The organism is Ruegeria atlantica (genome assembly GCF_013032005.1).
Lineage (GTDB): Bacteria > Pseudomonadota > Alphaproteobacteria > Rhodobacterales > Rhodobacteraceae > Ruegeria > Ruegeria atlantica_A.
In genome coordinates, this window is the sequence record NZ_WQBE01000007.1 from 62031 (window position 1) to 88180 (window position 26150).

At 57.4% G+C, this 26150-nt stretch carries 23 protein-coding genes; 14 read left to right on the forward strand and 9 right to left on the reverse strand.

Annotation, left to right across the window (positions count from 1 at the left end):
• Nucleotides 1–15: 15 nt before the first annotated feature.
• The 3 genes from GOX21_RS14025 to GOX21_RS14035 form a co-directional block, all read right to left on the reverse strand.
• Nucleotides 16–1605, reverse strand: coding sequence for an ABC transporter permease (locus tag GOX21_RS14025; RefSeq protein ID WP_170377988.1), 1590 nt, complete (start codon nucleotides 1603–1605; stop codon nucleotides 16–18).
• Entirely contained in the window at nucleotides 1598–2635 is a 1038-nt protein-coding gene (locus GOX21_RS14030; RefSeq protein ID WP_170350898.1) for a quaternary amine ABC transporter ATP-binding protein, read from the reverse strand. Before GOX21_RS14030 ends, GOX21_RS14025 begins: the two co-directional genes overlap by 8 nt.
• Nucleotides 2636–2712: 77 nt before the next feature.
• Nucleotides 2713–3663, reverse strand: coding sequence for an ABC transporter substrate-binding protein (locus GOX21_RS14035; protein WP_170350897.1), 951 nt, complete (start codon nucleotides 3661–3663; stop codon nucleotides 2713–2715).
• A gap of 549 nt (nucleotides 3664–4212) precedes the next feature.
• On the opposite strand from GOX21_RS14035, the gene GOX21_RS14040 reads away from it, so the two are divergent.
• Nucleotides 4213–5082, forward strand: a complete 870-nt coding sequence (locus GOX21_RS14040; RefSeq protein ID WP_170377989.1) for a bifunctional allantoicase/(S)-ureidoglycine aminohydrolase — start codon at nucleotides 4213–4215, stop codon at nucleotides 5080–5082.
• Between the two features lie 176 nt (nucleotides 5083–5258).
• Here the strand turns inward: GOX21_RS14040 and GOX21_RS14045 are convergent, their stop codons facing one another.
• From GOX21_RS14045 to puuE, 3 genes are read right to left on the reverse strand one after another with little or no spacing between them, the layout of a single operon-like run.
• Nucleotides 5259–6683 (reverse strand): uracil-xanthine permease family protein, encoded by a 1425-nt coding sequence (locus GOX21_RS14045; RefSeq protein ID WP_170377992.1) that lies wholly within the window; start codon nucleotides 6681–6683, stop codon nucleotides 5259–5261.
• A 54-nt stretch (nucleotides 6684–6737) separates the two neighbouring features.
• Nucleotides 6738–7223 carry an ureidoglycolate lyase gene (locus tag GOX21_RS14050; protein ID WP_170377994.1) on the reverse strand — a complete coding sequence of 162 codons (486 nt, stop codon included), beginning with the start codon at nucleotides 7221–7223 and terminating at the stop codon, nucleotides 6738–6740.
• Nucleotides 7220–8632, reverse strand: coding sequence for an allantoinase PuuE (gene puuE / locus GOX21_RS14055; RefSeq protein ID WP_170377995.1), 1413 nt, complete (start codon nucleotides 8630–8632; stop codon nucleotides 7220–7222). The genes GOX21_RS14050 and puuE overlap by 4 nt, the downstream gene beginning before the upstream one ends.
• Nucleotides 8633–8779: 147 nt before the next feature.
• Between puuE and uraH the strand changes: the two genes are divergently transcribed.
• Nucleotides 8780–9133 (forward strand): hydroxyisourate hydrolase, encoded by a 354-nt coding sequence (gene uraH, locus GOX21_RS14060; protein ID WP_170377998.1) that lies wholly within the window; start codon nucleotides 8780–8782, stop codon nucleotides 9131–9133.
• A gap of 8 nt (nucleotides 9134–9141) precedes the next feature.
• Here uraH and GOX21_RS14065 read toward each other — a convergent pair whose 3' ends face one another.
• Nucleotides 9142–10059 (reverse strand): LysR family transcriptional regulator, encoded by a 918-nt coding sequence (locus tag GOX21_RS14065; protein WP_170350890.1) that lies wholly within the window; start codon nucleotides 10057–10059, stop codon nucleotides 9142–9144.
• 101 nt (nucleotides 10060–10160) lie between these two features.
• Between GOX21_RS14065 and GOX21_RS14070 the strand changes: the two genes are divergently transcribed.
• A complete protein-coding gene (locus tag GOX21_RS14070) occupies nucleotides 10161–11393 on the forward strand; it encodes a urate hydroxylase PuuD (protein ID WP_170378000.1) in 1233 nt (410 codons plus the stop codon).
• Nucleotides 11394–11451: 58 nt separating this feature from the next.
• On the opposite strand, the gene GOX21_RS14075 is transcribed toward GOX21_RS14070, so the two are convergent.
• Nucleotides 11452–12360, reverse strand: a complete 909-nt coding sequence (locus GOX21_RS14075) for a LysR family transcriptional regulator (protein ID WP_170378002.1) — start codon at nucleotides 12358–12360, stop codon at nucleotides 11452–11454.
• 156 nt (nucleotides 12361–12516) lie between these two features.
• Here GOX21_RS14075 and xdhA point away from each other — a divergent pair, with 156 nt between their 5' ends.
• The 10 genes from xdhA (at nucleotide 12517) to GOX21_RS14125 (ending at nucleotide 24046) form a co-directional block, all read left to right on the forward strand.
• Complete coding sequence (gene xdhA, locus GOX21_RS14080; RefSeq protein ID WP_170378004.1) at nucleotides 12517–13980, forward strand: xanthine dehydrogenase small subunit; 1464 nt, start codon at nucleotides 12517–12519, stop codon at nucleotides 13978–13980.
• 14 nt (nucleotides 13981–13994) lie between these two features.
• Entirely contained in the window at nucleotides 13995–16313 is a 2319-nt protein-coding gene (xdhB, locus tag GOX21_RS14085) for a xanthine dehydrogenase molybdopterin binding subunit (RefSeq protein ID WP_170378005.1), read from the forward strand.
• A gap of 3 nt (nucleotides 16314–16316) precedes the next feature.
• The gene (gene xdhC / locus GOX21_RS14090; RefSeq protein ID WP_170378007.1) at nucleotides 16317–17195 is read left to right on the forward strand and encodes a xanthine dehydrogenase accessory protein XdhC; all 879 of its coding nucleotides are present in this window, start codon (nucleotides 16317–16319) and stop codon (nucleotides 17193–17195) included.
• A 43-nt stretch (nucleotides 17196–17238) separates the two neighbouring features.
• Nucleotides 17239–18840 carry a xanthine/uracil/vitamin C permease gene (locus GOX21_RS14095; RefSeq protein WP_170378010.1) on the forward strand — a complete coding sequence of 534 codons (1602 nt, stop codon included), beginning with the start codon at nucleotides 17239–17241 and terminating at the stop codon, nucleotides 18838–18840.
• A gap of 64 nt (nucleotides 18841–18904) precedes the next feature.
• The gene (gene guaD, locus GOX21_RS14100) at nucleotides 18905–20242 is read left to right on the forward strand and encodes a guanine deaminase (protein ID WP_170378012.1); all 1338 of its coding nucleotides are present in this window, start codon (nucleotides 18905–18907) and stop codon (nucleotides 20240–20242) included.
• 229 nt (nucleotides 20243–20471) lie between these two features.
• Nucleotides 20472–21062, forward strand: a complete 591-nt coding sequence (locus GOX21_RS14105; protein ID WP_170378014.1) for a TetR/AcrR family transcriptional regulator — start codon at nucleotides 20472–20474, stop codon at nucleotides 21060–21062.
• Complete coding sequence (locus GOX21_RS14110; protein ID WP_170378016.1) at nucleotides 21059–21322, forward strand: hypothetical protein; 264 nt, start codon at nucleotides 21059–21061, stop codon at nucleotides 21320–21322. The genes GOX21_RS14105 and GOX21_RS14110 overlap by 4 nt, the downstream gene beginning before the upstream one ends.
• 9 nt (nucleotides 21323–21331) lie before the next feature.
• Nucleotides 21332–22483 carry an aromatic ring-hydroxylating oxygenase subunit alpha gene (locus GOX21_RS14115; RefSeq protein WP_170378018.1) on the forward strand — a complete coding sequence of 384 codons (1152 nt, stop codon included), beginning with the start codon at nucleotides 21332–21334 and terminating at the stop codon, nucleotides 22481–22483.
• 18 nt (nucleotides 22484–22501) lie between these two features.
• The gene (locus GOX21_RS14120) at nucleotides 22502–22975 is read left to right on the forward strand and encodes a hypothetical protein (RefSeq protein WP_170350879.1); all 474 of its coding nucleotides are present in this window, start codon (nucleotides 22502–22504) and stop codon (nucleotides 22973–22975) included.
• A gap of 12 nt (nucleotides 22976–22987) precedes the next feature.
• Nucleotides 22988–24046, forward strand: coding sequence for a ferredoxin--NADP reductase (locus tag GOX21_RS14125; RefSeq protein ID WP_170350878.1), 1059 nt, complete (start codon nucleotides 22988–22990; stop codon nucleotides 24044–24046).
• 31 nt (nucleotides 24047–24077) lie between these two features.
• Here GOX21_RS14125 and GOX21_RS14130 read toward each other — a convergent pair whose 3' ends face one another.
• Nucleotides 24078–24611, reverse strand: a complete 534-nt coding sequence (locus GOX21_RS14130) for a ZrgA family zinc uptake protein (protein ID WP_170378020.1) — start codon at nucleotides 24609–24611, stop codon at nucleotides 24078–24080.
• A 235-nt stretch (nucleotides 24612–24846) separates the two neighbouring features.
• Between GOX21_RS14130 and GOX21_RS14135 the strand changes: the two genes are divergently transcribed.
• On the forward strand, nucleotides 24847–26118 hold the full coding sequence (locus GOX21_RS14135; protein WP_170378022.1) for an imelysin family protein: 1272 nt from the start codon (nucleotides 24847–24849) through the stop codon (nucleotides 26116–26118).
• Nucleotides 26119–26150 lie beyond the last annotated feature (32 nt).

Sequence of the window (26150 nt, forward strand, 5' to 3'; positions counted from 1 at the left end):
CGGGGGCGAGTATGTTCAGAGTTTCTCGTCTTCTCGCCGGAAGGCCCCTTGCACGATCCGGTCCATGACCATGGCCAGGAACAGGATTGCAAAGCCGCCCAGCAGGCCCGGACCCTTGGCGGCGTATTGCAGCGCCTCAAGGATTTCCTTGCCCAAACCACCACCGCCGATCAGCGAGATGATCACCACCATCGACAGACACATCAGGATGGTCTGGTTCACCCCGGTCATGATGGACGGCAAGGCCAGCGGGATTTCCACATCTTTCAGCAACTGCCATTTGGACGCGCCAAAGGCGACGGCCGCTTCCTTGATGCTTTCCGGAACCCCGCGCATACCCAGCGCAGTCAGACGGATCACCGGTGGCATGCCAAAGATGATCGTGGCCAGAATGCCCGGCGGGTTACCCGTGCCAAAGAAGGCAATGATCGGGATCAGATAGACGAAGGCCGGAAGCGTCTGCATCAAGTCCAGCACAGGTTCCGCTGCGCGATAGGCGCGTTTGGACTTGCCAAACCAGATGCCCAGCGGGATCCCGAACACAACACACAGCAGCACCGCAGCCCCAACCAGGGCCACTGTCTCCATCGCCACATCCCAGTAGCCCAGCAAGGCGATATAGGCCAGCGAAGACGCGGTGAAGATCGCCACGCGCGGACCCGCCGCACGCCATGCGGTCACGCAGATGACCAGCATCACAACCGGCCACGGCGACCCGATCAACGCCACCGTCAACGCATCCAGAACCGAACGGACACCGGCGACAATCCCGTCAAAGACGTCTCCCCCAGCAGCGGCAGCAGCGTCAATCCTCGCCTCCATCCAACTGGCCAGGTTAGAAAACAGCGTTCCCTCGCCCGGGCCCAAAATGATCTCGGACACCTGTTCCTCGGGGAAGGCATCCAACAGGGGCAACGAAGCGTTCACCGTGAACTTATAGACGATCAATGGCGCAATCGCGGCCACCAGAATGGCACCCATCACTGTGTTGCGCGTGGAACGGCCGCTTTCCGTACTGGCCGGATCCGTCCGCCATTTCGAATACTGCTTTTCATAGACCCGATCCGCGTAAAACCCCTGCACCAGTTTGAACACCAGCAGCATCAGCAGGCCAGTGACCATAATACCCACAGCCTCGGACTGTGCAGCAGCAGCCTTTTCAAAGCTAGCATCGGCGGCCTTTTGGATGTTTTCAGCCAGTTTGGTGAATCGGTCTATGTCGGCCTTTTCCGTGGCTTCCCCAGCCCGTTCCAGCAACTCGTTCGCGCGGGCCTGCTGGCGCTCGGCACGCTCGGCCAGGTCGGCCCCGGGGTTACCCCAGGCACCTCTACCGATCTGAACCCACGCGATGATTTCCAGGATCAGGAAGGTCCAGAACATGCCCCAGATTGCGCGCGACGCCGACCAGAAAGGCCCAAGCACCGCTGCCCACAGGTTGAACGTGTTCGGAACCGGGCTGGTTGCGTCATGGATTTTGTGGAACGCGTTGACATAGTAATCACCGCTCGGCCCGACGAAATCGTGAATGGACTGGTCCAGCGCCTCGCGGTCGACCTCGATATCTGAGGCCGCCGTTACTTTGACCTCTGTGGTTGCATCAGTCATTTTTGCCCCCCTGAATTCCGCGCAGCAGGCGCGGTTTGGTCACAACGCCCACATCGGCACCCGCGTCAGTGATGATCACTGGCATATCCGTATTGACGGCCAGGTCGATCAACTGATCCAGATCCGCCCCTTCGTCTGCACGTGGCGCGCCCTCGGTCGGGCCGGAATAGCTTTCCATGGGTTCCATGATCGAATGCGCCTTGACCAGTTTGAGCTTGGAGATGCCCTGTACAAACTCGCGCACATAGTCGTCCGCCGGGTTCATGACGATGTCTTCCGGCGTGCCGATCTGAACGATCACGCCGTCTTTCATGATCGCAATCCGGTGACCGATGCGAATGGCCTCATCCAGATCGTGAGTGATAAACAATGTCGTCTTCTGCAACTGCGCCACCAACGCCTTGAACTGATCCTGCAATTGCAAGCGGATCAGCGGGTCAAGGGCCGAAAACGGTTCGTCCATCAGCAGAATTTCCGGGTCCGAAGCCAACGCGCGGGCAATCCCCACCCGCTGCTGCATACCGCCCGACAGTTCTTTGGGCAGGCGATCCTCATATCCAGTCAGGTCCACCAGACCCAGCGCGTGATCGGAAACCGCCCAGCGTTTCGATTTGGAAACCTTTCGAATTTCCAGCGGATAGGCCACGTTATCGCGCACCGAACGGTGCGGCATCAGCGCCATATGTTGGAACACCATCCCGATCTGCTGTGCCCGAATGCGCCGCAGTTCATTTTCGGAAATCTTGGACACGTCGTGCCCCAGAATTTCGATCTTGCCTGCGGTCGGCTCGATCAGGCGGTTCACGTGCCGCACCAGCGTCGACTTGCCCGAGCCCGATAGGCCCATGATGCAGAAAATCTCTCCCCGAGGCACTTCGAAGGTGGCACCCTGCACACCCACGACACAATTGAATCTTTCCAGAACTTCGGGCTTTCCTATACCCTCGTTCCGCACTGCGGTCATGGCTTCTTCGGCCCGTGCGCCAAAGATCTTCCAGACATCCGTCAGTTTTACGACTGTTTCTGTCATTTTTGTCCCTTCGATGCAGAACAGGCCGCCGGTCAACTCCGGCGGCCTGTCCGAGTTTCAGCCCTGATTGGCGTCACTCACTGTGACATCCAGTCCAAAACGGCATCTTCGTTGGCTGCCACCCACTCTTCCGCATAGGCAGCAGGCTCTTTGCCTTCGATCACCAGCGCATAGGTCATGGCGGAAACCGAATCGGTATCCAGCTTCATGTTGGCCAGCAATTGGGCAACCTCAGGATATTCATCCTCAAGGGCCTTTGCATAGTGCAGGTGCAAATAGGCCAGATCCCAGGCTACACCGGCCTCGGACTTTTCAAGCCAATCCGGATCGTCGGTGGGCTGAAGCACATTCCACTTGGACGCGTCATAGGCCGGCTCTTCCAGAATCTGCATATCGTGCAGGGCAAACACGTAGTGCGGCGTGTAGCAGAACCCGACCCATGGGTCGCCTGCCTTGATCGCATTGTCGAGGTTCGCATAGGCGACGGTCTCGTCAATCTCGGTCAGCTCCATAACCTGATCGTAGCCGTAGGACTTGGCCCGGATTTTTTCGACATTGGTCGAGGCCCAACCCGGCGCACCGATCCATACTTCACCCTGGCCGTCACCATTGCTGTCGAACAGCGCGGCAATGTCGGGGTTGGTCAGATCGTCGATCGAACGGATGTCGTTGGCATCCGCTGTCGCCTTGTCGACACACATGCCCTGGAACGCTTCAACACCATTGGGGTTGAACGCAACGGTGCCTTTGTCGGTCACATAGGTGTCGTGCAGATTCTGCTGGTTCGGCATCCAAACTTCGGGGTGAACATGCATCGCACCGGAATCCATCGCCTCGAAAACGATTGGGTTGGTACCGTTCTGCAGTTCGACCTCAAGCCCGAGGTTCTGTTCAATCGCTACCTTCAGGATATGCGCTGTCGCATTCACCGATGGCCAGTTCGGCACACCGATCACGATGTCCGCGGCCATAGCAGGCCCGGCGATCGCCATTGATGCGCCTCCCAGTAGCGTTGCAAATTTTTTCATCTGATATCTCCATGTTGGTCGTCTTTAGTGCTTATTGTTGTCCCCGGTCTGACCGAGACGCACCTTTCGAACAAATGCCGGAAAACCGAATTACCTGTCTTCTTAGGTAAACGACTTGCTACTCCGGGATTGCCCGAAAATTCAAACATGCCAGCACGCCGCCCATCAAGAGCTTCGCGCGACAATTTCCTTAATACGACATTATCGTAGGTTAGTTTCGCTTTTTTGCAAATTGAATGGCTGTGACGCCTGAATTTTTCGCATGAAGGCTTCTGGCATAGCTTTGTCGATTTTGTTTCGGAAGAAAACCACCGTGATGATAACCATGAAACGGTTGCGGGTTGGACCTGCCCCCAACCGGAAGATCAATTGTCATGGCCGCCAGAATAGCCAACCCTTCAGGGTCGCTCAGCAATACTGCTTGGTCCTGGCAGTGCATCAACGGGCACTTTCAAATCTTTTCGAATAGAGCTGTCGCCTCTTTGCGGGTGGTCGATGGATGTCACTGGCGCATATTTTAGAGCAAACGGTTATTCTTCAGGAGCATACATGAACACCAAGTATTTCGCGCCGCACGGGGGCCATCCCGCGCAGGACCAACTGTTGACTGACCGCGCTGTTTTTACGGACGCTTATGCCGTCATTCCCAAAGGCACAATGCGGGACATCGTGACCAGCTTCTTGCCGTTTTGGGACGACACGCGCTTGTGGGTAATCTCGCGCCCGCTGAGCGGCTTTGCCGAAACATTCTCGCAATACATAATGGAGGTGCAGCCGGGCGGGGGTTCTGACCGGCCTGAGGTCGACCCCGAGGCCGAAGGCGTTTTGTTCGTTGTCGAAGGAACAGCGACGTTGAACGTCGAAGGCGAAACCTACGAATTGACCGCTGGTGGCTATGCCTATTTGCCTTGTGCAAGTGAATGGACGCTGCACAACCACGCTGAAGAAACGCTGCGGTTCCACTGGATCAGAAAAGCCTATGAGGCGGTCGAAGGGCTGGATAAGCCCGATGTTCTGATCCTCAACGAAAACGATATTGAGCCGACAACCATGCCCGGCACAGACGGCAAATGGGCCACAACACGGTTTGTCGACCCAAGTGACCTGCGTCACGACATGCATGTCACGATTGTCACGTTTGAGCCGGGTGCAGTCATCCCATTCCTCGAGACGCATGTAATGGAGCACGGGCTCTATGTCCTCGAAGGAAAAGCTGTTTACCGGTTGAACAATGACTGGGTCGAGGTTGAGGCCGGCGATTACATGTGGTTGCGCGCGTTTTGCCCCCAAGCCTGTTACGCAGGTGGTCCGGGCAAGTTCCGGTATCTTCTTTACAAGGATGTAAATCGACACATGGCACTGAGACCGGGATCGGTTGCCTACCCTCAGCAAAAGCGCCTCAGTACGGCGGCTAAATAGCAACTATATAGCCAGAAACATACGATGGGCCGCCTCGATTTCGGGGCGGCTTGATCGTTCGGTCTCTGGATCCTCAAATCTGATTCTGGCAGAGGGGTTTCCGAACAAACAAAGGCGGCGTACCTCGGCACGCCGCTTTTTTTACTGTGTCACGTGGAATGCCAATTCAGGCATCATTAGACGTGATCGTCATGTCCAATCGACCCCTGACCGTGACCCGCCATACCACCTGAAACCTCTTCGGTTGCCTCGTCCGAAAGTTCCTCGGGCAGAACCAGGTTCAAAACAATCGCGATGACGGCGGCGGGAAGGATACCCGAGGTGGCCAGAACCTTTAATGTGCCGGGCAGATACTGCAAAGCACCGGGCTCAAGCTGCAATCCAAGGCCAAGGCTCAGCGCAATCGCAAAGATCACCATGTTGCGACGGTTCCAGTTCACGTCCGACAACATCGAGACACCCGCCGCGACCACCATGCCGAACATAACGATTACGCCACCGCCAAGCACTTCGATCGGGATGGATGAGATAATCGCACCAATTTTCGGGATCAGGCCACAAATGATCAAGAAAAGCGCACCGATGGTGACAACCATGCGGCTCATGACACCGGTCATGGCGATCAGACCGACGTTCTGGCTGAACGACGTATTTGGCAACGCGCCAAAAAGGCCCGAGATTGCGGTGCCGACACCATCGGCATAGGTCGCGCCCTGAATTTCCTTGTCGGTCGCTTCTCGTCCAGCGCCGCCCTTGGTGATACCGGACACGTCGCCCACCGTTTCGACCGCTGATACAAAGGACATCGCGCAGAAGCCAATGATCGCCGCGACCGAAAATTCAATGCCGAAATGCAGCGGGTTCGGCAGTGCGAAGGAAGCCGCGTTGCCAACATTGCCCAGATTCACCTGACCAAGTGCAAATGCCACCGCGTACCCGACCAACAGGCCGATCAGCACCGCCGACACAGACAACATACCCCGCGCAAAGAACTTCAGACCAAGCGTGACCACGATCACGGTGCTTGCCATGAACCAGTTCAGGCCCGAGCCGTATTCTTCGGTACCGATGGCGGGCACACCGCCAGCGGCGTATTGAACGCCGACCTTCACAAGCGCCAAACCAATCATGGTCACCACAAGACCTGTCACCAGTGGCGGCAGCGCAAATCGAAGACGTCCGATGAACAGCCCCAAGAACGCATGGAACAGACCACCAACAACAACGCCGCCCATCAGGACAGCAATGGCATCAACGCCCTTTCCAACCACCAGCGGGATCATGATCGGGATGAAGGCGAACGATGTTCCCTGCACGATGGGCAAACGGGCTCCGACAGGACCCACACCAATGGACTGGAACAACGTGGCGACGCCCGCAAAGAACATCGACATCTGGATCATGTAGATCATCTGCGGAAAATCAGGACTGTTCGAGCCGAACCCAAATCCGGCCGCGCCGCAAACGATAATGGCTGGCGTAACGTTCGAGACGAACATCGCCAGCACGTGCTGAATGCCCAGTGGGACCGCTTTGATAAGTGGTGGTGAGTAATTCGGATCGCGGAGCTGATCCGGCGTTCCGATGGTTGCATCTGACATTTTGTCTTTCCTCCCTTGAGAGACGTTAACCGGCTCCTCTTCCGGCTAGGTTTCTCATTCTGTGATTGTGAAGTGCTCCTCGAACCAATGCTCCTCAAGGTTGGGCCCGGTTCCAATTCGGTCGACCACTGCAAAAAGCCCGGGCGCGTGAAGAGGGGTCAAAACCCCATGCCACGTGTTGCGGTGATAATTCACGCCCTGCCCCGGTGCTGTTTTGAATGCGATAGGCTGTCCGGGGACTCCATCTTCGTCGGGCGCCACGACCACAACAAAGGGTTTGTCCGACAAGGGCAGGAAGGCCTGACTTCCATCCGGGTGACGTTCGACCATGTCCAGTTTGATCGGCAGGCTGAACGCCTCGGATTGAAACACGCTGATCCCTGCGCGCCCGTCGTTGAAATCCAGTGCGGCGCGGTCATGATACCGCGCGCACTTGCCCTGATTGATGTATTTGTCCACGTCGCCAGCCACTTCGATGACATCGCCGAATGGCGCAAAGGCCTCGGACGTCAGGGGCAGAAGATTCAGGACAGTCGTCATCCCGCGAACTTCTCGATCAGGCGCAGTTCCGCGATCCGTTCGACCTGGCGGCAGGCTTCGGCAAATTCGGTGTCGCGGTCGCTATCGATACGGCGGTGGAAGGCGTCTAGAATGCTGGCTTTCGTGTTGTCCTTGACCGCAATGATGAAGGGAAAGCCGAACTTGGTTGTGTATGCCTCGTTCAGCGCTGTGAAATTCGCGCGTTCTTCGTCCGTCAGCATATCCAGACCGGCCCCGGCCTGTTCAGCCGTGCTTTCCTTGGTCAGACGACCTGCCGCGGCAAGCTTGCCCGCCAGATCCGGGTGGGCAGTCAGAACACTCAGACGTTTTTCGGCAGAGGCCGTACGGAACACCCGCGCCAGCGCGTTGTGAACTCCGGCAGCATTGTCATGGGTCGGCCCAAGCTCCAGATCATACGCGCCTTCGGCAATCCACGGGCTGTGTTCGAATATGCCGCCGAATTCGGCAACAAAGGTGGGCTGGTCCATTTCGGACGGGGTGAGGCGTTGCATCGGGGGGTGTTCCTTTGCCCAGTGATCGGCAATCTGTTCGCGCGTCGCGAACCAGACACCGTCATGTTTCATGAAATGCTCCAACGCGCGTTTCAGCGCCATGGCGCGGCCCGGCCGGCCAATCAACCGACAATGCAGACCAATTGAGAGCATTTTGGGCGCACCGGCTTCGCCTTCGGCATACAGCATGTCGAAGCTGTCTTTCAGATAACTTTCGAACTGGTCGCCAGTGGTGAACCCCGCCTGAATCGCAAAGCGCATGTCGTTGCAGTCCAGCGTATAGGGCATGATCAACTGATCTTTGCCACCGGCCTTTGTCCAATAGGGCAAATCGTCGGCATAGCTGTCTGCGATATAGGCAAAGTCGCCTTCCTCGGCAGCCAGATCGACTGTATTCATCGAACAGCGGCCCGTGTACCAACCGCGCGGCCGTTGGCCCGTGACCTCGGTATGCAGACGGATCGCTTCGCGGATTTGCGCGCGTTCTTCGTCTGGGCTCATGTCTTTGTGTTCGATCCACTTCAAGCCATGGCTGGCGATTTCCCACCCTGCGTGCTGCATTGCCGCAACTTGTGCGGGTGCGCGGGCCAACGCAGTGGCCACGCCATAAACAGTGATGGGGAGGTCTTGGAGAAGCTGGTGAACGCGCCAGAATCCGGCACGGCTGCCGTATTCATAGATCGTCTCCATGTTCCAGTGTCTTTGGCCGGGCCAAGGGGCGGCACCGGTGACCTCGGACAAAAATGCCTCGGACGCGGCATCACCATGTAAGATGTTGTTTTCACCGCCCTCTTCGTAGTTCAGCACAATCTGAACCGCGATTTTGGCATCATTGGGCCAATTGGCTGTGGGCACTTGCCCACCATAGCCGGTCATATCTCGTGGATAACGCGTCACATCAATTTCCTTCTTCTTGAAATGATGAATACCCCAGATAATCGACGATGTTTTTCAAAAAATACAACAAAGAGTTTCGGCCAGTCAGCCTTTGCCTCTTGGGGAGTATTCGGATTAGTAATTTCCAAGTTTCATAGAGAGGCGCAAATGTCAGGTTACCTAACTACACATGTTCTGGACACGGCGCGGGGGTGCCCTGCCGAGGGTCTGAAAATCGAACTTTTTCGAATTGAGGGGACTGGCCGTACATTGCTGAAAACCCTGGTCACCAATGACGACGGCCGCACGGATGAACAAATCCTGCCCGAAACCGAGTTTTCATTGGGCGAGTACGAATTGATTTTCTACGCCGGGGAATACTTGGACGCATCTGGCACTCCGCCCGAGGATCCACGTTTTCTGAACGTAATCCCAATCCGCTTCGGGATGTCCGAACAGTCGCATTACCATGTGCCGCTGCTTCTTTCGCCCTTCGGGTACTCAACCTATCGCGGCAGCTGAGCCACCTTTTAGGGCGTGTTTGTCTCAGCAATCGTTGAACCAATACGCTCGATTATGAACTCCATGAACAGGCGTGTCTTGGGGTCCTGCATACGACGGTGGGTAAACAAACACGCCATTTGAATCGGTTCCGGTGGTGTTTTAACCGCGACCGGAACCAAGGTACCGGCGTTGAGGTACTTTGAAATCTCAAATACCGGCTTCAACGCGATGCCGTGCCCGGCCAGGGCCCAATCCGTCAACACGTCGCCATCGTCTGACTCGTACCGCCCTGAAACACGGAATCGCTTTGGTCCGGTTTCAGTTCTCAAAAGCCACTGGAATTCAGTTGCACCGGGAAACCGCAGGCTGAGGCATTCATGCCCGTTGGCGACAATATCGTCGCCACTTTCTGGCATCCCATGTTTCTTGATGTATTTCGGGGAAGCACACAGAACCCGTTCCACGTCAGCAATCTTTCGAATGCGCAAATTGCTGTCTTCGGGCTGGCCAAGGAAGAAAGCCAAATCCAGGCCTTCGGTCGTGATATCCACATTTCGATCAGTCAGCCTTAGCCGAACATTCACCTCAGGGTATTCAGCCAGAAATTTTGGCACCTGCGGTGCTATCAGACGCCGACCAACCCCCAAGGGGGCGGCGATATACAGCGATCCCTTGAGGTTCTCGGTGATATTGACGATTTGCGCTTCGGCGTTCTGGACGGCTTCAAGAATTTCCGTCGCCCCCCGATAAAACGATTTTCCCTGTTCTGTCGGCGTCAGGCTGCGCGTTGTACGTTGAAACAGACGTACACCAAGATGTTCTTCAAGCTGGGAAATCCTAGCCGAGGTTACAGCCGGTGAAACCCGCAAATCGCGGCCCGCGGCAGACATGCTGCCCAATTCATAGACACGGACAAAAGTGCGGATGTTATCGAAGTAGGACATTTTTTTGCATTTTTTGATACTGCTTGGTCTTTCGTAGCAATACCAGAGGAAAACTCTATCGCATAGAGTGCCGAAGAACTTAGAATCTTAGGAGCAATGCCATGTACGACTTGGCCGTAATGTGGGAGTGGATCGCCTTTTCTGTCCGCTGGCTGCATGTGATCACCGCGATGGCGTGGATTGGCGCGTCATTCTATTTTATCGCGCTGGACCTCATGCTTAAGCCAAACCCTGCCCTACCGGACGGGGCTTATGGCGAGGAATGGGAAGTACATGGCGGCGGGTTCTATCACACCGTCAAATACCTTGTGGCGCCTGCCCGGATGCCGGAACATCTGACCTGGCACAAATGGCAGAGCTATACGACCTGGCTATCTGGAGCGGCCCTTCTGATGATCATCTACTGGGTCGGCGGTGAGCTGTTCCTGCTTGATCCAACCAAGGTGGATTTGGCGCTGTGGCAAGGCATCCTGATCTCTGGCGGTTCGCTGACTATCGGATGGTTGCTGTACGATCAGATGTGCAAGTCCAAGCTCAGCGACCACCCGACCGTGTTGATGCTGTTGCTGTTCGTGATCCTGGTGATCATGTCTTGGGGTTATAACCAGATCTTCACTGGCCGCGCTGCGCTTTTGCACCTTGGTGCGTTCACGGCAACGATCATGACGGCCAACGTGTTTTTTCAGATCATGCCGAACCAGCGGATCGTGGTCGAAGACCTCAAGGCCGGTCGGACGCCCGACGCGAAATACGGCAAGATCGCCAAGGTGCGTTCGACGCACAACAACTATCTGACCTTGCCGGTCGTTTTCCTGATGCTGTCGAACCACTACCCGCTGGCTTTCGGAACCGAGTATTCGTGGATCATTGCCAGCCTGATCTTCCTGACAGGCGTGACCATCCGGCATTACTTCAACACGATGCACTCAACCGGTAAGGGCCCGCACTGGACCTGGGCTGTCACGGTCATTCTCATGGTCATTATCGCTTGGCTGTCTTCGGTCAGGCCAACAGAAACATGGGAAGACGCCGAAGCCCGCGAGCTGACGCCATATGAACAGAAATATGCGTCAGCCGCCGGTTTTGAGGCCGCGTATGACACGGTGCTGGGCAATTGCTCAATGTGTCATGCGCGCGAGCCGGTCTACGGCACAATGAAATGGGCCCCCAAGAAGGTTTACCTTGAAACCCCCGGTGACGTCGCCCGGCAGGCCGACCAGATTTATCTGCAGGCCGGGATCAGCCACGCGATGCCGCCTCCATCGGCGGTTCAGATGGATGAAGAAGCACGCCAGACCATTGTTGCGTGGATCAACGAAGTCAGAGATCAATAGCACCAACAGAGAAATTGGTGACAGGCAAACTGGGTTTTCATACCCAGTTTTTTGTTTTTCAGCCCGGCGCGAAAAAGCGTTTGCTGTGCTGCGCGATGTGTTCGACGAAAAGGCGCACCTTGGGGTCCTGAAGCTTTTTATGCGGATAAAGGCACCCGAAAATCGTCGGCACTGGGGGTGTCTTCGGTAGGACCTCGACCAGTCGACCGTCCTCAAGATAGTCCCGCACGTCAAAGCGTGGTTTGTTAACGATCCCTTTGCCCGCCAGCGCCCAGTCCGTCAGCACGTCCCCATCATCCGCATCGTATTTACCGTGAACTTCCAGCTTTCGCGGTCCCATGTCGGTGTTGAGGGTCCAGAAGTACTCGGGCGATCTGGGATACCGCAGCAAAAGGCAGTTATGGGGCCTATGCAGAAGGTCATCCGGCATATTGGGCACGCCAAAATTCGACAAGTATTCCGGCGACGCACACAGGACGCGATCGCAATCCGCAAACTTCCGCAGTTTCATGGTGGAATCGCCGGGCTCACCGATAAAGAACGCGATGTCCAAACCGTCGGCCATCATGTCCACCTTACGGTCCGAAAGACGCATGCGAATCTCTGTTTCGGGGTAGAGTTCCGAGAATTCCGGCACCAGAGGCGCGACGATTCTACGCCCGACACCCAGCGGCGCGGTGATGCGAATGGCACCTCGCGGGGCATCGGAAAAGCTGGCAACGCGCGCTTCGGCGTGATCGATCGCCAGCAGAACGGCTTTGGCCTCGTCGTAGAAAACCGATCCAACTTCGGTTGGGGTCATCGACCGGGTTGTTCTGTTGAACAGCCGTACACCCAAATGGTTCTCAAGCTCTTTCAATCGCTTGCTGGCCACCGCCGGGGTTAACCGCAGGTCGCGCCCGCCGGATGTAATGCTGCCCAGCTCCATCACTCTGACAAAAACACGCAGGCTTTCAACGTACGACATTCGATCCTCTCTTTGCGGAAAGACTGCGCCATGGCATTTTCTTTTTCAACGATATGTTGAAAGTATTTGCCGTTTCCGGCAATTTTAAGACTCAATCGTTGCGCCTATGGTCCCCTCGATCACCCACCTGAAAGGCAGGGGCATAGGGAGAATACCATGACGCATCGCACCGACATCCAATTTGTCCTGAATGGCAAGGATGTGTCCGTTCCAAACGTATCAGCAGACCAGACGCTTCTGGATTTCCTGCGGTTGGAGCGTCGGCTGACAGGCACAAAAGAAGGCTGCGCCGAGGGCGACTGTGGCGCGTGCACCGTTCTTGTTGGACGGCTTGGCGGTGAAGGTCTGGCCTATGTTCCCGTGAATGCCTGCATCCGGTTTCTTGCCTCGGTCGATGGCTGCCATGTCGTGACGGTTGAACACCTGTCCGGCCCGGACGGTCGCCTGCACCCGGTACAACAGGCGATGATTGATCACCACGGCAGCCAGTGCGGGTTCTGCACGCCGGGCTTCGTCATGGCGCTATATGCACTGTGGATGCAAACGCCTGAGCCGACCAAAGCGCAGGTTGAAACCGCGCTGCAGGGCAACCTGTGTCGCTGCACCGGGTATGAGCCAATCATCCGTGCCGCCGTTGCCGTCAGCCGCTATGGCACCCCGGCATCGGACCACCTGAATACCGAACGTGAAACCATGACCGCACGTCTGGCCGCACTCAAGGACGATCGGCGCGTTGTATCCGGACCGGAAGACAACCTGAGCATTATCCCCTCCAGCGTTGATGACCTTGCCGATTGCCTGCAGACCTATCCCAAGGCCACGATCGTGGCCGGTGCCACGGATGTGGGTCTTTGGGTCACCAAATTCCTGCGCAACATCGGGCCTGCTATCTTCACCGGTCATCTCGAAGACCTGAAAACAGTCGAAAGACAGGGTTCCCTCCTCCTGATCGGTGCTGGCGCAAGCTACACCGATTGCCAGGAACTTCTGTCTGAACACCTGCCACACCTGTCCTCCTACTGGGATCGCATCGCAGGGTGGCAGGTGCGGAATATGGGAACCGTCGGCGGGAATATCGCCAATGGCTCGCCCATCGGGGATACGCCGCCGGTTCTTATCGCGCTTGGTGCAGAGATCACACTGCGGCGCGGTTCCGAAAGCCGGACGCTGCCTCTGGCTGATTTCTTCATCGACTATGGCAAACAAGATCGCCAACACGATGAGTTTGTCGCAAGCATCCACGTGCCCCTACCCGGTCCCAACGATCTGAACGCTGCCTACAAGATTTCCAAGCGTCGTGACGAGGACATCTCCTCTGTCGCTGCCGGTATCCACATGACGGTCACGGACGGCACGATCAGCAATGCGCGCATCGCATTCGGCGGCATGGCCGCCACGCCCAAGCGAGCCGCGGCTGCCGAGGCCGCCCTGAACGGTCATCCCTGGTCGCGCGAAAGCTTTGAAGCTGCCGCCGAGGCGCTGGCTGAAGATTTCAGCCCTCTCACCGATTGGCGCGCATCGTCTGATTACAGAATGCTATCCGCCCAAAACCTGCTGCGCCGCTTCTACCTTGAAAACGACGCCCAAACCGACACTCCCGTTCAACTGGCTTGCGCCTGATAAGGAGACAAAAAATGAAAGATAACGTTTCCATCACCGGGGCAGCCCACACCAATGTCAAACATGACAGCGCTATCAAGCATGTCACCGGACGGGCCGATTACACCGACGATATTGCCCAGCCCGAAGGCACGCTGCACGCGTATCTCGGCGTCTCGGACGTAGCGCACGCCAAGCTATTGGGCATCGACTTCACCGACGTTCTGGCCACGCCCGGCGTTGTCGGAGTGTTGACCGCGGATGATGTGCCGGGGGCCAATGATATCAGCCCGACACATCTGAACGATGAACCGGTTTTCCCGACCGATGCCATTCAGTTTCATGGGCAGCCTTTGTTTGCCGTTGTTGCCGAAACCCGCGACATCGCGCGCCGGGCCGCAGAACTGGCAAAAATAAACTACGAAACTCTGCCCCATGCGCTGGACCCGATTGCCGCGCAGGAGGCCGGTTACCCGCATGTCACGGCACCGCTCAAGCTGGAGCGCGGAGATGTCGCCCCGGCGCAGGCTGCCGCCCCCAACCGGATCAAAGGCTGCATGAACGTTGGCGGACAGGATCACATGTACCTCGAGGGTCACATCGCCTTTGCCATTCCGGGCGAAGACGACGATGTGGTCGTGCATTGCTCAACCCAACACCCGTCCGAGGCGCAACATATGGTGGCGCATGTCCTGGGCGTGCCGTCCAACGCCGTTGTGGTCAACGTGCGCCGCATGGGTGGTGGATTTGGCGGCAAGGAAAGCCAGATGAACCTGTTCTGCGCGGTTGCTGCCATGGCTGCCAAAAAGTGGAACCGCGCCGTGAAAATCCGCCCCGACCGGGATCAGGACATGACGGCGACCGGCAAACGCCATGACTTTGTGATCGATTATGACGTCGCCTTTGACGATGATGGCCGCATTCAGGCTGTCGAAGGCAGCTTTGCTGCGCGCTGCGGGTTTTCAGCAGACCTTTCGGGGCCCGTGACCGACCGGGCGCTATTCCACGCGGACAACGCCTATTTCTATCCGAACGTGCGCCTGAACAGCCATCCGATGAAAACCAACACGGTTTCGAATACCGCATTCCGTGGGTTTGGCGGCCCCCAAGGCGTGATCGCGGCAGAGCGGATGATCGAAGAGATTGCCTATGCCACCGGGCAGGACCCGCTGGATGTACGCAAGGCCAACTTCTACGGCACCACGGACCGCAACATCACCCCCTACCACCAAGAGGTCGAAGACAGCATTCTCGACCGGTTAATCGGAGAGCTGGAAGAGACATCGGAATATCGCAAACGCCGTCAGGAGATCATCGAATTCAACAAGACGTCGCCGATCCTGAAAAAAGGCATCGCGCTGACACCAGTCAAATTCGGCATTTCCTTTACAGCGACTTGGTACAATCAGGCTGGCGCACTGGTGCATGTCTACAATGACGGTTCGATCCACCTAAACCACGGTGGCACCGAAATGGGGCAAGGCCTGAACACCAAGGTCGCGCAGGTCGTGGCCGAAGCCTTTCAGGTCGATTTCAGCCGGATCAAGATCACCAAAACGACCACCGAGAAGGTTCCCAACACCTCAGCCACGGCTGCCTCGAGCGGGACTGATCTGAACGGCATGGCTGCGTTGAACGCGGTCGAGCAGATCAAAGCGCGTCTGGTGAAATTCGCCGCTGAGAACTGGGATGTTACACCCGAGAACGTGGCCTTCCACGCCAATCAGGTGCATATCGGCGACGAAGTTCTGCCTTTCGACACGTTCATCAAACAGGCCTATCTAGCACGTGTGCAACTTTCGGCGGCCGGGTTCTACAAGACGCCGAAAATCCACTGGGATCGGGCCAAAGGACAAGGCCGCCCGTTCTACTATTACTCCTATGGCGCGTCCTGTTCGGAAGTGACAATTGACACCCTGACTGGTGAGTACCGGGTAGAGCGTACTGATCTTTTGCACGACGTTGGACGCTCGTTGAACCCTGTGCTGGACAAGGGCCAGGTCGAAGGCGCGTTTATTCAGGGCATGGGGTGGCTGACCACCGAAGAGCTTTGGTGGGACGACGCGGGCCGTCTGCGCACCCATGCGCCGTCGACCTACAAAATTCCGCTCGCCTCCGACCGTCCGCGCATCTTCAATGTGAACCTCGCCGACTGGTCGGAAAACCGCGAGCTGACCATCAAACGCTCCAAAGCTGTCGGAGAACCGCCGTTCATGCTGGGCATTTCGGTGTTCGAGGCGCTGTCGATGGCCGTGGCCTCTGTCGCTGATTACCGCGAATGCCCGCGCCTTGACGCGCCAGCCACCCCCGAACGTGTGCTGATGGCAGTTGCGCGGCTGCAAGCGGGGCCCTGAGCCATGACTGCCCCCGGTTCCCTTAGCGAATTCCTGTCCACGCAGCACAGCGTGATCCGCGTAGCACTGACGCGTGTGCGCGGGTCGTCGCCGCGCAATGAAGGGACAGAGATGTTCGTGGCACCCGAGGCGCTGTGGGGAACCATCGGTGGTGGCCAATTGGAGTTCATGGCCATCAACGCCGCCCGCGACATGCTGCGCGACGGGGTGTTGCATCAGGATCTGGATGTGCCGCTTGGCCCGGAAATCGGCCAGTGCTGCGGTGGGCGGGTCGAGATGAAACTGACCCGCATGCGTGCGTCCGACAAATGGGCCGCCGCAGAACGCGCGACCCAGCGCGACGAGGCTTTGCCACACGTCTATGTCATGGGCGCAGGTCACGTGGGGCGCGCTTTGGCCAATCAGTTTCAGCATCTGCCGGTGCGCTGCATCCTCGTCGACACTCGACCCGAAGAGGTCGAGCTTTGCACAGCCAATGTCGAAACCCGCGTCAGCGCGATCCCCGAGACGGATATCTGGGGTGCGCCTGCGGGCAGCGCCTTTATCGTTCTGACTCACGATCATGGATTGGATTTCCTGCTGACATCCGCCGCACTGGAACGTCAGGACGCCGCTTATGTGGGGATGATCGGGTCCGCCACCAAGCGGGTAAAGCTCAGGAACTGGGCGCACAAACACTGTGACGGACAGTCTATCGAACACTTGAAATGCCCTATCGGGGCAAGCGGTAGCCGCGACAAGCGGCCCAGCGTCATCGCCACCTTCGTGGTGGCCGAGGTGATGGCTGAATTGACCTCTGAAACTGCCGCGACCGCCCCGACCGGGGCAAACCAGGCGCCCCTGCGGGGCCACCATCACGACCGGAAAGGGAGATCGGCCTGACATCTGTCGGGCCATTCCGGTCACATCAGAGGAGGAGACCGTCATGGACGGGAGGACCTACGAATACAAGCTGTTTACCCGCAGCGACTTCAGCGCTTTCTGGGCGCTGTTTACTGACAACCTCGTGAATCTGCTGATCCTTTCCGGGGTCTGCCAGTTCGTGTTTCAGATGCCCGCCGAAATCGTGTTTGGCCGCATTGTTCCCGGTGCCGCCGTCGCGATTTTGGCCGGTGTTGCCGTTTATACGTACCTCGCCAAATGGGCCGCAAACAAACGGGGTGAAGACGTCACCGCCTTGCCCTACGGCATCTCAACGCCGGTTATGTTCGTCTACTTGTTCGGTGTGATCGGACCCATCTACTGGGCAACCAATGATCCCATGCTGGCATGGCAAGTGGGCATCGGCGCCGGGTTCATGGGCGGCATCGTTGCGGCCTTGGGTGCCATTGTCGGGCCTTATCTGAAGCGGATCACGCCGCGCGCCGGGATGCTGGGCACGCTGTGCGGTATTGCGCTGGTCTTTATCGGTTCCGTTCCGTTGGCCGAGGTGTTCGAAAACCCCATCATCGGCTTCACGTCGCTGCTGTTTATCCTGTGGGGTCTGATCGGGCGTTTTCGCCTGCCGGGCAATGTTCCGGCCGGTCTGGTCGCAATTGCTGCCGGTACGGTGATTGCTATCATCCTTGGTGAATCCAAAATCGACGTCAGCGGCATCGGCTTTTACCCACCGATCCCCTATTTCGGTGACCTCATCGCCGGTGTGCAATACCTGTTCGCCAACCCCGAGCTGTTCCTGGTGCTGATCCCGGTACAAATCTACAACTTCATCGAAACCATGAACAACGTGGAATCGGCCGAGGCTGCAGGCGACCACTACCCGGTTGGACTGTGCCAAGTAACGGACGGCGCAGGCACAATGTTGGGTGCGCTTTTTGGTTCGCCCTTCCCGACAACCGTTTACATCGGGCACCCTGCCTACAAGCGACTTGATGCACATGCCGGTTACATCGTTGGTGTGGCTGTTGTGATCGCTGCCGCCGCTTTCCTGGGCTTCTTGTCCTTCCTTGCGGGCCTGATCCCGATTGCCGCCGCGGCTCCGGTCCTGGTCTTTGTTTCGGTCAGCCTGATCACCAACACGGCTTGGGCTGTAAAGCCGATGCACATGGCTGCCGTGTCCTTTGCGATCCTGCCTCACATCTCGGCCTTCCTGATGGTCAAGTGGGGGTCTCTGATGAACGCTCTGCGCAGCACCGGTGTCGAGGGGCTGCCCTCGCTGGGTGACGAAGGCCTGACCGCAGCACTACTGATGGAAGGTGCCCATTACGAAGGACACCTTGCCCTGAGCCAAGGTGCGATCATCACGGGTCTGGTCTGGGGTGCCATTGTGGCCGACGTAATCGACGGTCGGTTCCGGATGGCGGGCGCGTTTGCTGTCGCTGGTGGGCTGATGTCTTCTGTCGGGATCATCCATTCCTACACGTTGCAGGTGCCTCAGTTCGACGGGATCACCATTGGTTACTTGATCATCGGCGCGTTCCTTTACGTCTATCCGATGTTCGCACCCAAAGAGGATCTTGAGCATCGTGTGATCGTACCGGATGAGCCTGATCTGATCGACGACGACTCACCTGCACAACAGGCCTAATCCATAGCGGGGCGGTCGCAGGGCTGCCCCCTACTCTTTCCCTATCCTACAAACGAGACCTTTCATGACACAGAGATTGCTTCGCGGTCGTCTGCTGACCTTTCATCGCGAACCCCTAAGCGGCGAAGATTCCGGCGCGTATACCTATCTTGAGGACGGCGCCCTGCTGATCCAGGACGGAATCATTCAGGATACCGGACCCTTCGCCGAGATCAGCGCGAAAGCCGGGGATGTGCCTGTGACAGACCATCGCCCACACCTTATGATGGCCGGGTTTATCGACACGCATATTCACTTCCCCCAAGTGCAGGTGATCGCCTCATGGGGCGCACAGCTTTTGGACTGGCTCAACAATTACACCTTCCCGGAAGAAACCCGTTTTGCCTCGGATGCACACAGCGCGAACATGGCCCGGGCATTCTACGATCAGCTCGTCACGCATGGCACCACGACCGCGGTGGCCTATTGCTCGGTCCACAAAACCTCGGCGGATGCGTTTTTTACTGAAGCGACCAGACGAAACATGCGCATGCTTGGCGGTAAGGTCCTGATGGACCGCAATGCGCCAGAAGGTCTGCAGGACACGCCGCAAACCGGGTACGATGACACCAAGGCGCTGATTGCGGACTGGCATGGCAAGGGCCGCAACGGCTATGTCATCACACCTCGGTTCGCGATCACATCGACGCCGGAACAGATGGCCATGGCGCAGTCCTTGGCGCAGGAGCATCCGGATTGTCACATCCAGACGCATCTGTCGGAAAACAAAGATGAGATTGCCTTTACCAAGCAGCTTTATCCGCAGGCGCGCGATTATCTGGATGTCTACCAATCCTTTGGTCTGCTGGGGCAAAAGACTCTGTTGGGGCACTCGATCCATCTTGAGGCACGCGAGATCGACGCGCTTGCAGAAACCGGTGCACATCCCGTGTTTTGCCCGACCTCGAACCTGTTCCTGGGCAGCGGCCTCTTTGATCATGGCGGGCTGAGCGCGCGCGGTATCTCGAACGGGATCGCAACGGATGTCGGTGCTGGCACCAGCTACTCGATGCTGCAAACCTTGAACGAAGGGTACAAGATTCTGCAATTGCAAGGGCTGGCTCTGCATCCCCTGCAGGCCTTCCACTGGGCTACGCGCGGTAATGCCTGCGTTCTGGGTCTGGAAGACAAAATCGGAAACCTCGACCCCGGAACCGAGGCGGATGTCGTTGTTCTGAACGCCCGCAGCACCCCCGCCATGGCCCTGCGTATGGATCGCGTTGGCAGTCTTGCAGAAGAATTGTTCGTCCTGCAGATGATGGGAGACGATCGCGCTGTTGAAGAGGTCTATGTATCAGGTACGCCCAGCAAATCTGTGACCGGCCAAACCTCCGAAACCAACTTTGCGTTCGATCCCGCGTAAATAATAACTGACCTGTGTTTGGCCGCTCCGTAACCGGTTAACGGCCAAGCATTTCAACGAACTGCCGGTGCAGCCCGGTGCGGCCCGGCGCAACTAACGATCCTTTCCGCTTTCCATCATTACTAACCGAGATCGGGTTTTCACCGCTCTCAGTTCGAAAATAAATTGTCATGGTTGACAAAGTATATTTCTCGCTTATTTGTCATTCGTGACAATAAACGAGATCCTGATGCCCAGACCTTCGCTAAAAGACCAAAGATCGCACGAAATACTCGACGCCTATCTAACCTGCGTGGCGCGGTTCGGGCTGGAAGGCGCGACCCAGGCGCGGATCGCCGATGAAGCCGGCGTCAAGCGACCGCTCTTACGCCATTACCTTGGAAACAAGGACGAAATGATAACCGCACTGGCCGAATACGTGATTGCCGGATTTACCGCGTCATTGGACGGTTTGCGTCAGGCTTTGCCAGACACGGCGACACCTTCGGATCTGGTGGACACCTTGTTTTCCGAAGATAGCGGAACCGATCCACGGCTGATGCTGGCCTATCAGGCACTGGTCACCACAGTGCCCGATCGCCCCGATCTGCGCCAAGGTCTGATGGACAGCCTCACGGATTTCTTCGACGTGGTCGAAGCAATCCTGCGGCGCGCGGCCCCAATGGCACCAGACGCAACCTTACGCGCAGCAACACAGGGCATTTCGGCAATCTTTGTCAGTATGGACGCCCTGTCCCCGCTGGACCCGCCCGAAGCATGGCGCGCCGAATTGAAACTGGCCGCCTCTCTGCTGGCATCGACACTGGAGGCTAAAGTATGACCCCGACGCGAACGGTGAACTACATTGCCCTGCCCATCCTGCTGGTAGCCACTGTGTTTGGTCTCTACTGGGTTTGGGGGCTGCTCTTTGTCTGGTGGATCGTCCCAACCATCATGAACAGACAAGCCTTTCTGGTGTTCGAAATCAACCGCGACGATGACCCGGTTCTGTACTGGGCCATCGTCGGCCTCTGGGCTGTGCTGGGTCTGATGATGATCGCCGCCAGCCTGTTTCCCCAATATGCCCATCTTCTTGCCTGAGGTACTCTGATGACCAAAATGTATCACCATCTACCGGTTGAAGCTTACACCTCGCAGGACTGGTTCGACCGCGAACAGCGCCAGATCTTCTCGCGCACTTGGCGTTTTGCCGGGCTGGTCGAAGATATCGAAGGACCGGGCCATTACCTGTCGGTTCAGGCCGGGCTGAACAATCTGTTCATCGTCATGGGGCGCGATCACCGGCTGCGCGCCTTTCACAACATCTGCCGGCATCGGGGTACCCAGTTGATCCGCGCGGTCGGCAAGACACAAAAAGCGCTGACCTGCCCTTATCACGACTGGACCTATGATCTTGAGGGCAACTTGATCTCGGTCCCGGATGAGGCCTCTGAATTTCCCGGCGGCGTCGACAAATCCTGCCTTGGCCTCAAACCGGCCAGCGTGGATGTCTGGCGCGGGATGCTGTTCGTGCATCCGGACCCTGACGCCCCCACCCTTGCCGAATGGTTCGGAGAGGTCGATCCCCTGTTGGGCCCGCACAAGCCCGAGGAACTGGTCGAGTATACCGACGGGCGCAACAGCTATGAAATCAAGGCCAACTGGAAGATCGTTGTCGAGAATTACATCGACGTCTACCACTTGAGCCATCTGCATTCGAATACGCTGCATATGTATGACCATGCCAAGGCGGAATACGGATGGAAGGGGCCGCATTACCACTTTTGGGAACCCCCGTCCGAGGCCTACGCGAAGGACCACGAAGCCAAACTTCCGATGCCGCGTGTGATCGCTGAACCTCATACCGGTGCGTGGGTTCCTATGCTGTTTCCCGGCATTGGTATCGGGGCCAGCGAAGAAAGCTGGAATCTGTTCATCATCACACCGTTGGCCCCCGATCTGACACGGATCGAGAACCGCACAAAGGTTGCCAACGCTTCGAACTGGGAGTTCCAGAAGCAACAGTGGAAAAGCGCGGGCTTTTGGAGGGATTTTGGCGGCCCAAAATATCAAGGCGACGATGCAGCAGGCGCAGATGATCCGATGGCATCGGGCGATTTCACGACCGAAGATATCTATGCCTGCGAACAGCAACAGAAATCGCTGAAAAGTCCGTATCTGGAAATCGGCCCCGCTGGGATTGGCGAAAGCCCGATCACGCAGCACCAGAAAGTGGTGCTGGATTTCATGCAAGACAGCTGAATGCCCTGGAGATTGATCATGAAACCAATCCAAGCCACCCTGATCGGAGTTGCGCTTGCATCGGCTCTGGTGCTGACGGCGCAAGCTGACGCACCGGAAGACATTGCCGCGCGTATCCTACAAGCGCAGGATGAACAAAGCCTGCTTGCCACCTGGAGCGATTGGCACCCCGATGCCACGCATCAGATCATCCTCAAATACGGGATGGGGCAGCCGGACGACGTGTTCTCGTACCGTGTCGGGGATGACACCGACGCGGAAGACCCCGAGATCGCGAAGGCGTTGGAAGGTTACTCAGAAACAGCCCGATCAGCGCCCGTGATTTCATCGCACACCGAGGATGGCGTGTCGCACGTCACCGCCGTGACCGATGTCGATTATGATTGGCAGGGATACAGCGGCAGAATGCGTCAGACAGACAACTTTGTCTTTGCGCCTTATCTTGGCGGGACGGTGATCCAGTCCTTGACCACGACCTATGATTACCGATGACGGGACCTTGTTATGCAACGTGACTTTCATACCCTGACCGTGTCCGACACTCGCCGAGAGATCGGCGGCGCGGCCACCAGTGTAACTTTCGACGTCCCGCCCGATCTGACCGATCTGTTTCAATGGACGGCCGGGCAACATCTGACGCTCAGGTTTCAGATTGCCGGTGCGGAGCAAAGGCGCAGCTATACCATCTCCAACCCGCCGGGATCTGCGCTACGCATCACGGTCAAGCGCGTAAAGGATGGGATCGTTTCCAACCACATAGGCGACACCCTGTCGCCCGGTGACACGGTCGAAGTTATGCCCCCATTCGGGCATTTCACATTACAGACCGGGGCCCTGAAACGCCGCACCCACTATTTCTTTGGAGCCGGCAGCGGTATCACGCCGCTTTACGCGATGATCAATTCCGTTCTGACCGATGAACCCCATTCTTCGGCCCATCTGGTCTTTGGCAATGCCAATGCGAACAGCATCATTTTCCAGGATGAGCTTGAGCAGTTGCTGGAACAACATCCGAACCAGTTCACCCTACGCCATGTCCTGTCGCACCCCTCCATGCTCAGCTGGTTTTCACCGTGGCGCACAGGGCGGTTGGACGCAGATGTCATTCAGGCGGCAATCACTGAAACGCCTCCGGTGGCGCAAGACACTCACTATTGGATCTGCGGCCCCGGCAGTATGAATACGGATATCCGGGCGGCGCTGCGGAATCTGGATGTGCCAGACGATCGCATCCACATGGAAAGCTTCGGCGGAGACGCCCAAGACGACCTGAGCGAACCCGGCATGGCCGCAACCGCCCGGATCAGGCTTGACGGCAAGGTCTCGGAGGTGCCTGTTGCTGCTGGGCAAACCCTCCTTGACGCGGCGATTGCAGCCGGTCTGAACCCACCGTTCAGCTGCCAATCCGGTGTGTGTGGTGCCTGCGTTGCCCAGCTTGAGGACGGCGCCGTTCATATGCGCAATCGGATGGCTCTGGAGGATCGTGACGTCGAGAAGGGGTTGATCCTGTGCTGTCAAAGCGTCGCGACACAAAAGGAGCTGTCCCTGCGGTTCGAAGATTAGGTCAAGTCAGGGCGTTTTGACGTAACCCACCTTACTTGAACGTCAGATCAGGTGCGTCGCGCGTGACGTTTTGCGTGCGGCTTTTACCAGCTTGATCAACCCGCACGGCCAGCTTTTCGGCCGTCGGGAAACGTTCGAAATATGCAAAGTGGATAGCCTCAATTACGTCGATATTCTTGCATCTTATCAGGTATTCAGCTTGAAATTCGTTTGTGTCATCACCATCCGTCCGTGTGGTGTCTGTGTCTTGCCCCAAACCTATGGCCGAAAGTGTGACATTGGCCATCGCGGCAAAACACTCGGCCTCTTCGGGCACAACAAACAACTCCAGAGGCTTGGACAGGTCGGAAATGGCGACGGCAATAGAGTCCCGCCCTTCATCGTTTTGTGCAGGCTTCTCGGTGCCAAGAATGCCGGCGGCGGGGACTGCCAGTGACAAGGTGAACTCGGCCCCGGAAACCACAATGTCCAGATCACCCGCGGCATGATCCTGCGCGACAGCGGTATGAGCCTGCGACACAAAAACCGCAGAGATCAGGATCAGGGCGAAAGCTGCGCTTTTCATAAACAGGCACCACTAAACAAAGAATCACCCGGATTATTCTAATATGTTTCAAATCCCGTGCAATCTTGGCCCCACGCATCGCGCCCCACCAGTATTGGGGAGTATCGGGGTGACCAATATTATCCGACTATAAAACTCAGGTTGACATAGGTGACTAATTAACTCAGTTAATACATCATACGCGCCACATAACCGGCGTATGAAAACCTTTTTCTGACTGGAAAGTGTCACCCCCATGACCCGATTTTTCACCGCCACCAGCATCCTTACAATTGGTGCTGCCTCCGCAGCTTTTGCAGCTAACGCACCCTCGAAAGCCGAAGTTCTGAATACCTACGCAAACATCGCCGAAGCCAAATATGACGATAGCCTGATCGCTGCCAAAGCGCTGCAAGAGGCCGTAGACGCCCTGATCGCCGACCCATCCGATGCCACCCTGAACGCGGCCCGCGCCGCCTGGGTCGCCGCGCGCGTGCCCTATCAACAGACCGAGGTCTACCGCTTTGGAAACGCCATCGTTGATGACTGGGAAGGCAAAGTGAACGCCTGGCCGCTGGACGAAGGCCTGATCGATTATGTCGATGCCTCCTATGGCGGACCCACTGATGAAAACGAGTTTGCCGCGCTGAACGTGATTGCCAATCCAAGCTTTGAGTTGTCGGGCGACGCCATCGACGCCAGCGAAATCACCCCCGAACTGCTGGGCGAAACCCTGCACGAGGCTGACGGGATCGAGGCAAACGTCGCCACCGGCTACCACGCCATCGAATTTCTGCTGTGGGGTCAGGACCTGAACGGTCACGGCGCGGGCGCGGGCAATCGCCCGCATACCGATTATGTTCAAGGTGACGCATGCACCGGCGGCAATTGTGATCGCCGCGCCCAATATCTGAGCGCCGCGACCGCCCTGCTGGTCAACGATCTGGAATGGATGGCCGCACAATGGGCCGAAGGTGGTGAGGCGCGTGCTGCACTGAACGCGAATGAAACCGCTGGCGTCAGCGCGATCCTAACCGGCATGGGCTCGCTGTCCTATGGCGAGCAAGCAGGTGAACGTATGCGCCTTGGCTTGATGCTGAACGACCCCGAGGAAGAACATGATTGCTTCTCGGACAACACCCACAACAGCCACTACTACGACGGCTTGGGCATTCAGAACGTGTATCTGGGCAGCTATACCCGCATCGACGGCACCCCGGTTTCGGGCGCTTCGCTGTCGGACTTGGTGATCTCGTCCGATCCGTCGCTGGACGCCGAGATGAAGGTCAAGCTGGCCAATACCATGCAGGCCCTGGGCCGTCTGAAGTCGACCGCCGAGGCCGGTTTCGCCTATGACCAGATGCTGGAACGCGGCAATGAGGGCGGCGAGCAACTGATCATGGGCGGCGTCAACGGTCTGGTCGATCAGACCAAAACGATCGAGCGTATCGTGACCGCTCTGGAACTGGATCAGATCGAGTTCGAAGGCTCCGACAGCCTAGATAACCCTGACGCGGTTTTCCACTAAGCAAACCCCGGATCTGGGGCGTGCGCAAATTC

What these genes read in the sequence shown, in the direction of transcription:
- GOX21_RS14040 (WP_170377989.1), top strand. Translation starts at nt 4,213, where the DNA reads ATGAACACCAAGTATTTCGCGCCGCACGGGGGCCATCCCGCGCAGGAC.
- GOX21_RS14105 (WP_170378014.1), top strand. Translation starts at nt 20,472, where the DNA reads ATGCCCAGACCTTCGCTAAAAGACCAAAGATCGCACGAAATACTCGAC.
- GOX21_RS14075 (WP_170378002.1), bottom strand. Translation starts at nt 12,360, where the DNA reads ATGTCGTACGTTGAAAGCCTGCGTGTTTTTGTCAGAGTGATGGAGCTG.
- GOX21_RS14050 (WP_170377994.1), bottom strand. Translation starts at nt 7,223, where the DNA reads ATGACGACTGTCCTGAATCTTCTGCCCCTGACGTCCGAGGCCTTTGCG.
- GOX21_RS14035 (WP_170350897.1), bottom strand. Translation starts at nt 3,663, where the DNA reads ATGAAAAAATTTGCAACGCTACTGGGAGGCGCATCAATGGCGATCGCC.
- GOX21_RS14030 (WP_170350898.1), bottom strand. Translation starts at nt 2,635, where the DNA reads ATGACAGAAACAGTCGTAAAACTGACGGATGTCTGGAAGATCTTTGGC.
- GOX21_RS14120 (WP_170350879.1), top strand. Translation starts at nt 22,502, where the DNA reads ATGAAACCAATCCAAGCCACCCTGATCGGAGTTGCGCTTGCATCGGCT.
- xdhB (WP_170378005.1), top strand. Translation starts at nt 13,995, where the DNA reads ATGAAAGATAACGTTTCCATCACCGGGGCAGCCCACACCAATGTCAAA.
- GOX21_RS14115 (WP_170378018.1), top strand. Translation starts at nt 21,332, where the DNA reads ATGACCAAAATGTATCACCATCTACCGGTTGAAGCTTACACCTCGCAG.
- GOX21_RS14135 (WP_170378022.1), top strand. Translation starts at nt 24,847, where the DNA reads ATGACCCGATTTTTCACCGCCACCAGCATCCTTACAATTGGTGCTGCC.
- GOX21_RS14025 (WP_170377988.1), bottom strand. Translation starts at nt 1,605, where the DNA reads ATGACTGATGCAACCACAGAGGTCAAAGTAACGGCGGCCTCAGATATC.
- xdhC (WP_170378007.1), top strand. Translation starts at nt 16,317, where the DNA reads ATGACTGCCCCCGGTTCCCTTAGCGAATTCCTGTCCACGCAGCACAGC.
- GOX21_RS14070 (WP_170378000.1), top strand. Translation starts at nt 10,161, where the DNA reads ATGTACGACTTGGCCGTAATGTGGGAGTGGATCGCCTTTTCTGTCCGC.
- GOX21_RS14130 (WP_170378020.1), bottom strand. Translation starts at nt 24,611, where the DNA reads ATGAAAAGCGCAGCTTTCGCCCTGATCCTGATCTCTGCGGTTTTTGTG.
- xdhA (WP_170378004.1), top strand. Translation starts at nt 12,517, where the DNA reads ATGACGCATCGCACCGACATCCAATTTGTCCTGAATGGCAAGGATGTG.
- GOX21_RS14095 (WP_170378010.1), top strand. Translation starts at nt 17,239, where the DNA reads ATGGACGGGAGGACCTACGAATACAAGCTGTTTACCCGCAGCGACTTC.
- GOX21_RS14110 (WP_170378016.1), top strand. Translation starts at nt 21,059, where the DNA reads ATGACCCCGACGCGAACGGTGAACTACATTGCCCTGCCCATCCTGCTG.
- guaD (WP_170378012.1), top strand. Translation starts at nt 18,905, where the DNA reads ATGACACAGAGATTGCTTCGCGGTCGTCTGCTGACCTTTCATCGCGAA.
- GOX21_RS14045 (WP_170377992.1), bottom strand. Translation starts at nt 6,683, where the DNA reads ATGTCAGATGCAACCATCGGAACGCCGGATCAGCTCCGCGATCCGAAT.
- GOX21_RS14125 (WP_170350878.1), top strand. Translation starts at nt 22,988, where the DNA reads ATGCAACGTGACTTTCATACCCTGACCGTGTCCGACACTCGCCGAGAG.
- uraH (WP_170377998.1), top strand. Translation starts at nt 8,780, where the DNA reads ATGTCAGGTTACCTAACTACACATGTTCTGGACACGGCGCGGGGGTGC.
- GOX21_RS14065 (WP_170350890.1), bottom strand. Translation starts at nt 10,059, where the DNA reads ATGTCCTACTTCGATAACATCCGCACTTTTGTCCGTGTCTATGAATTG.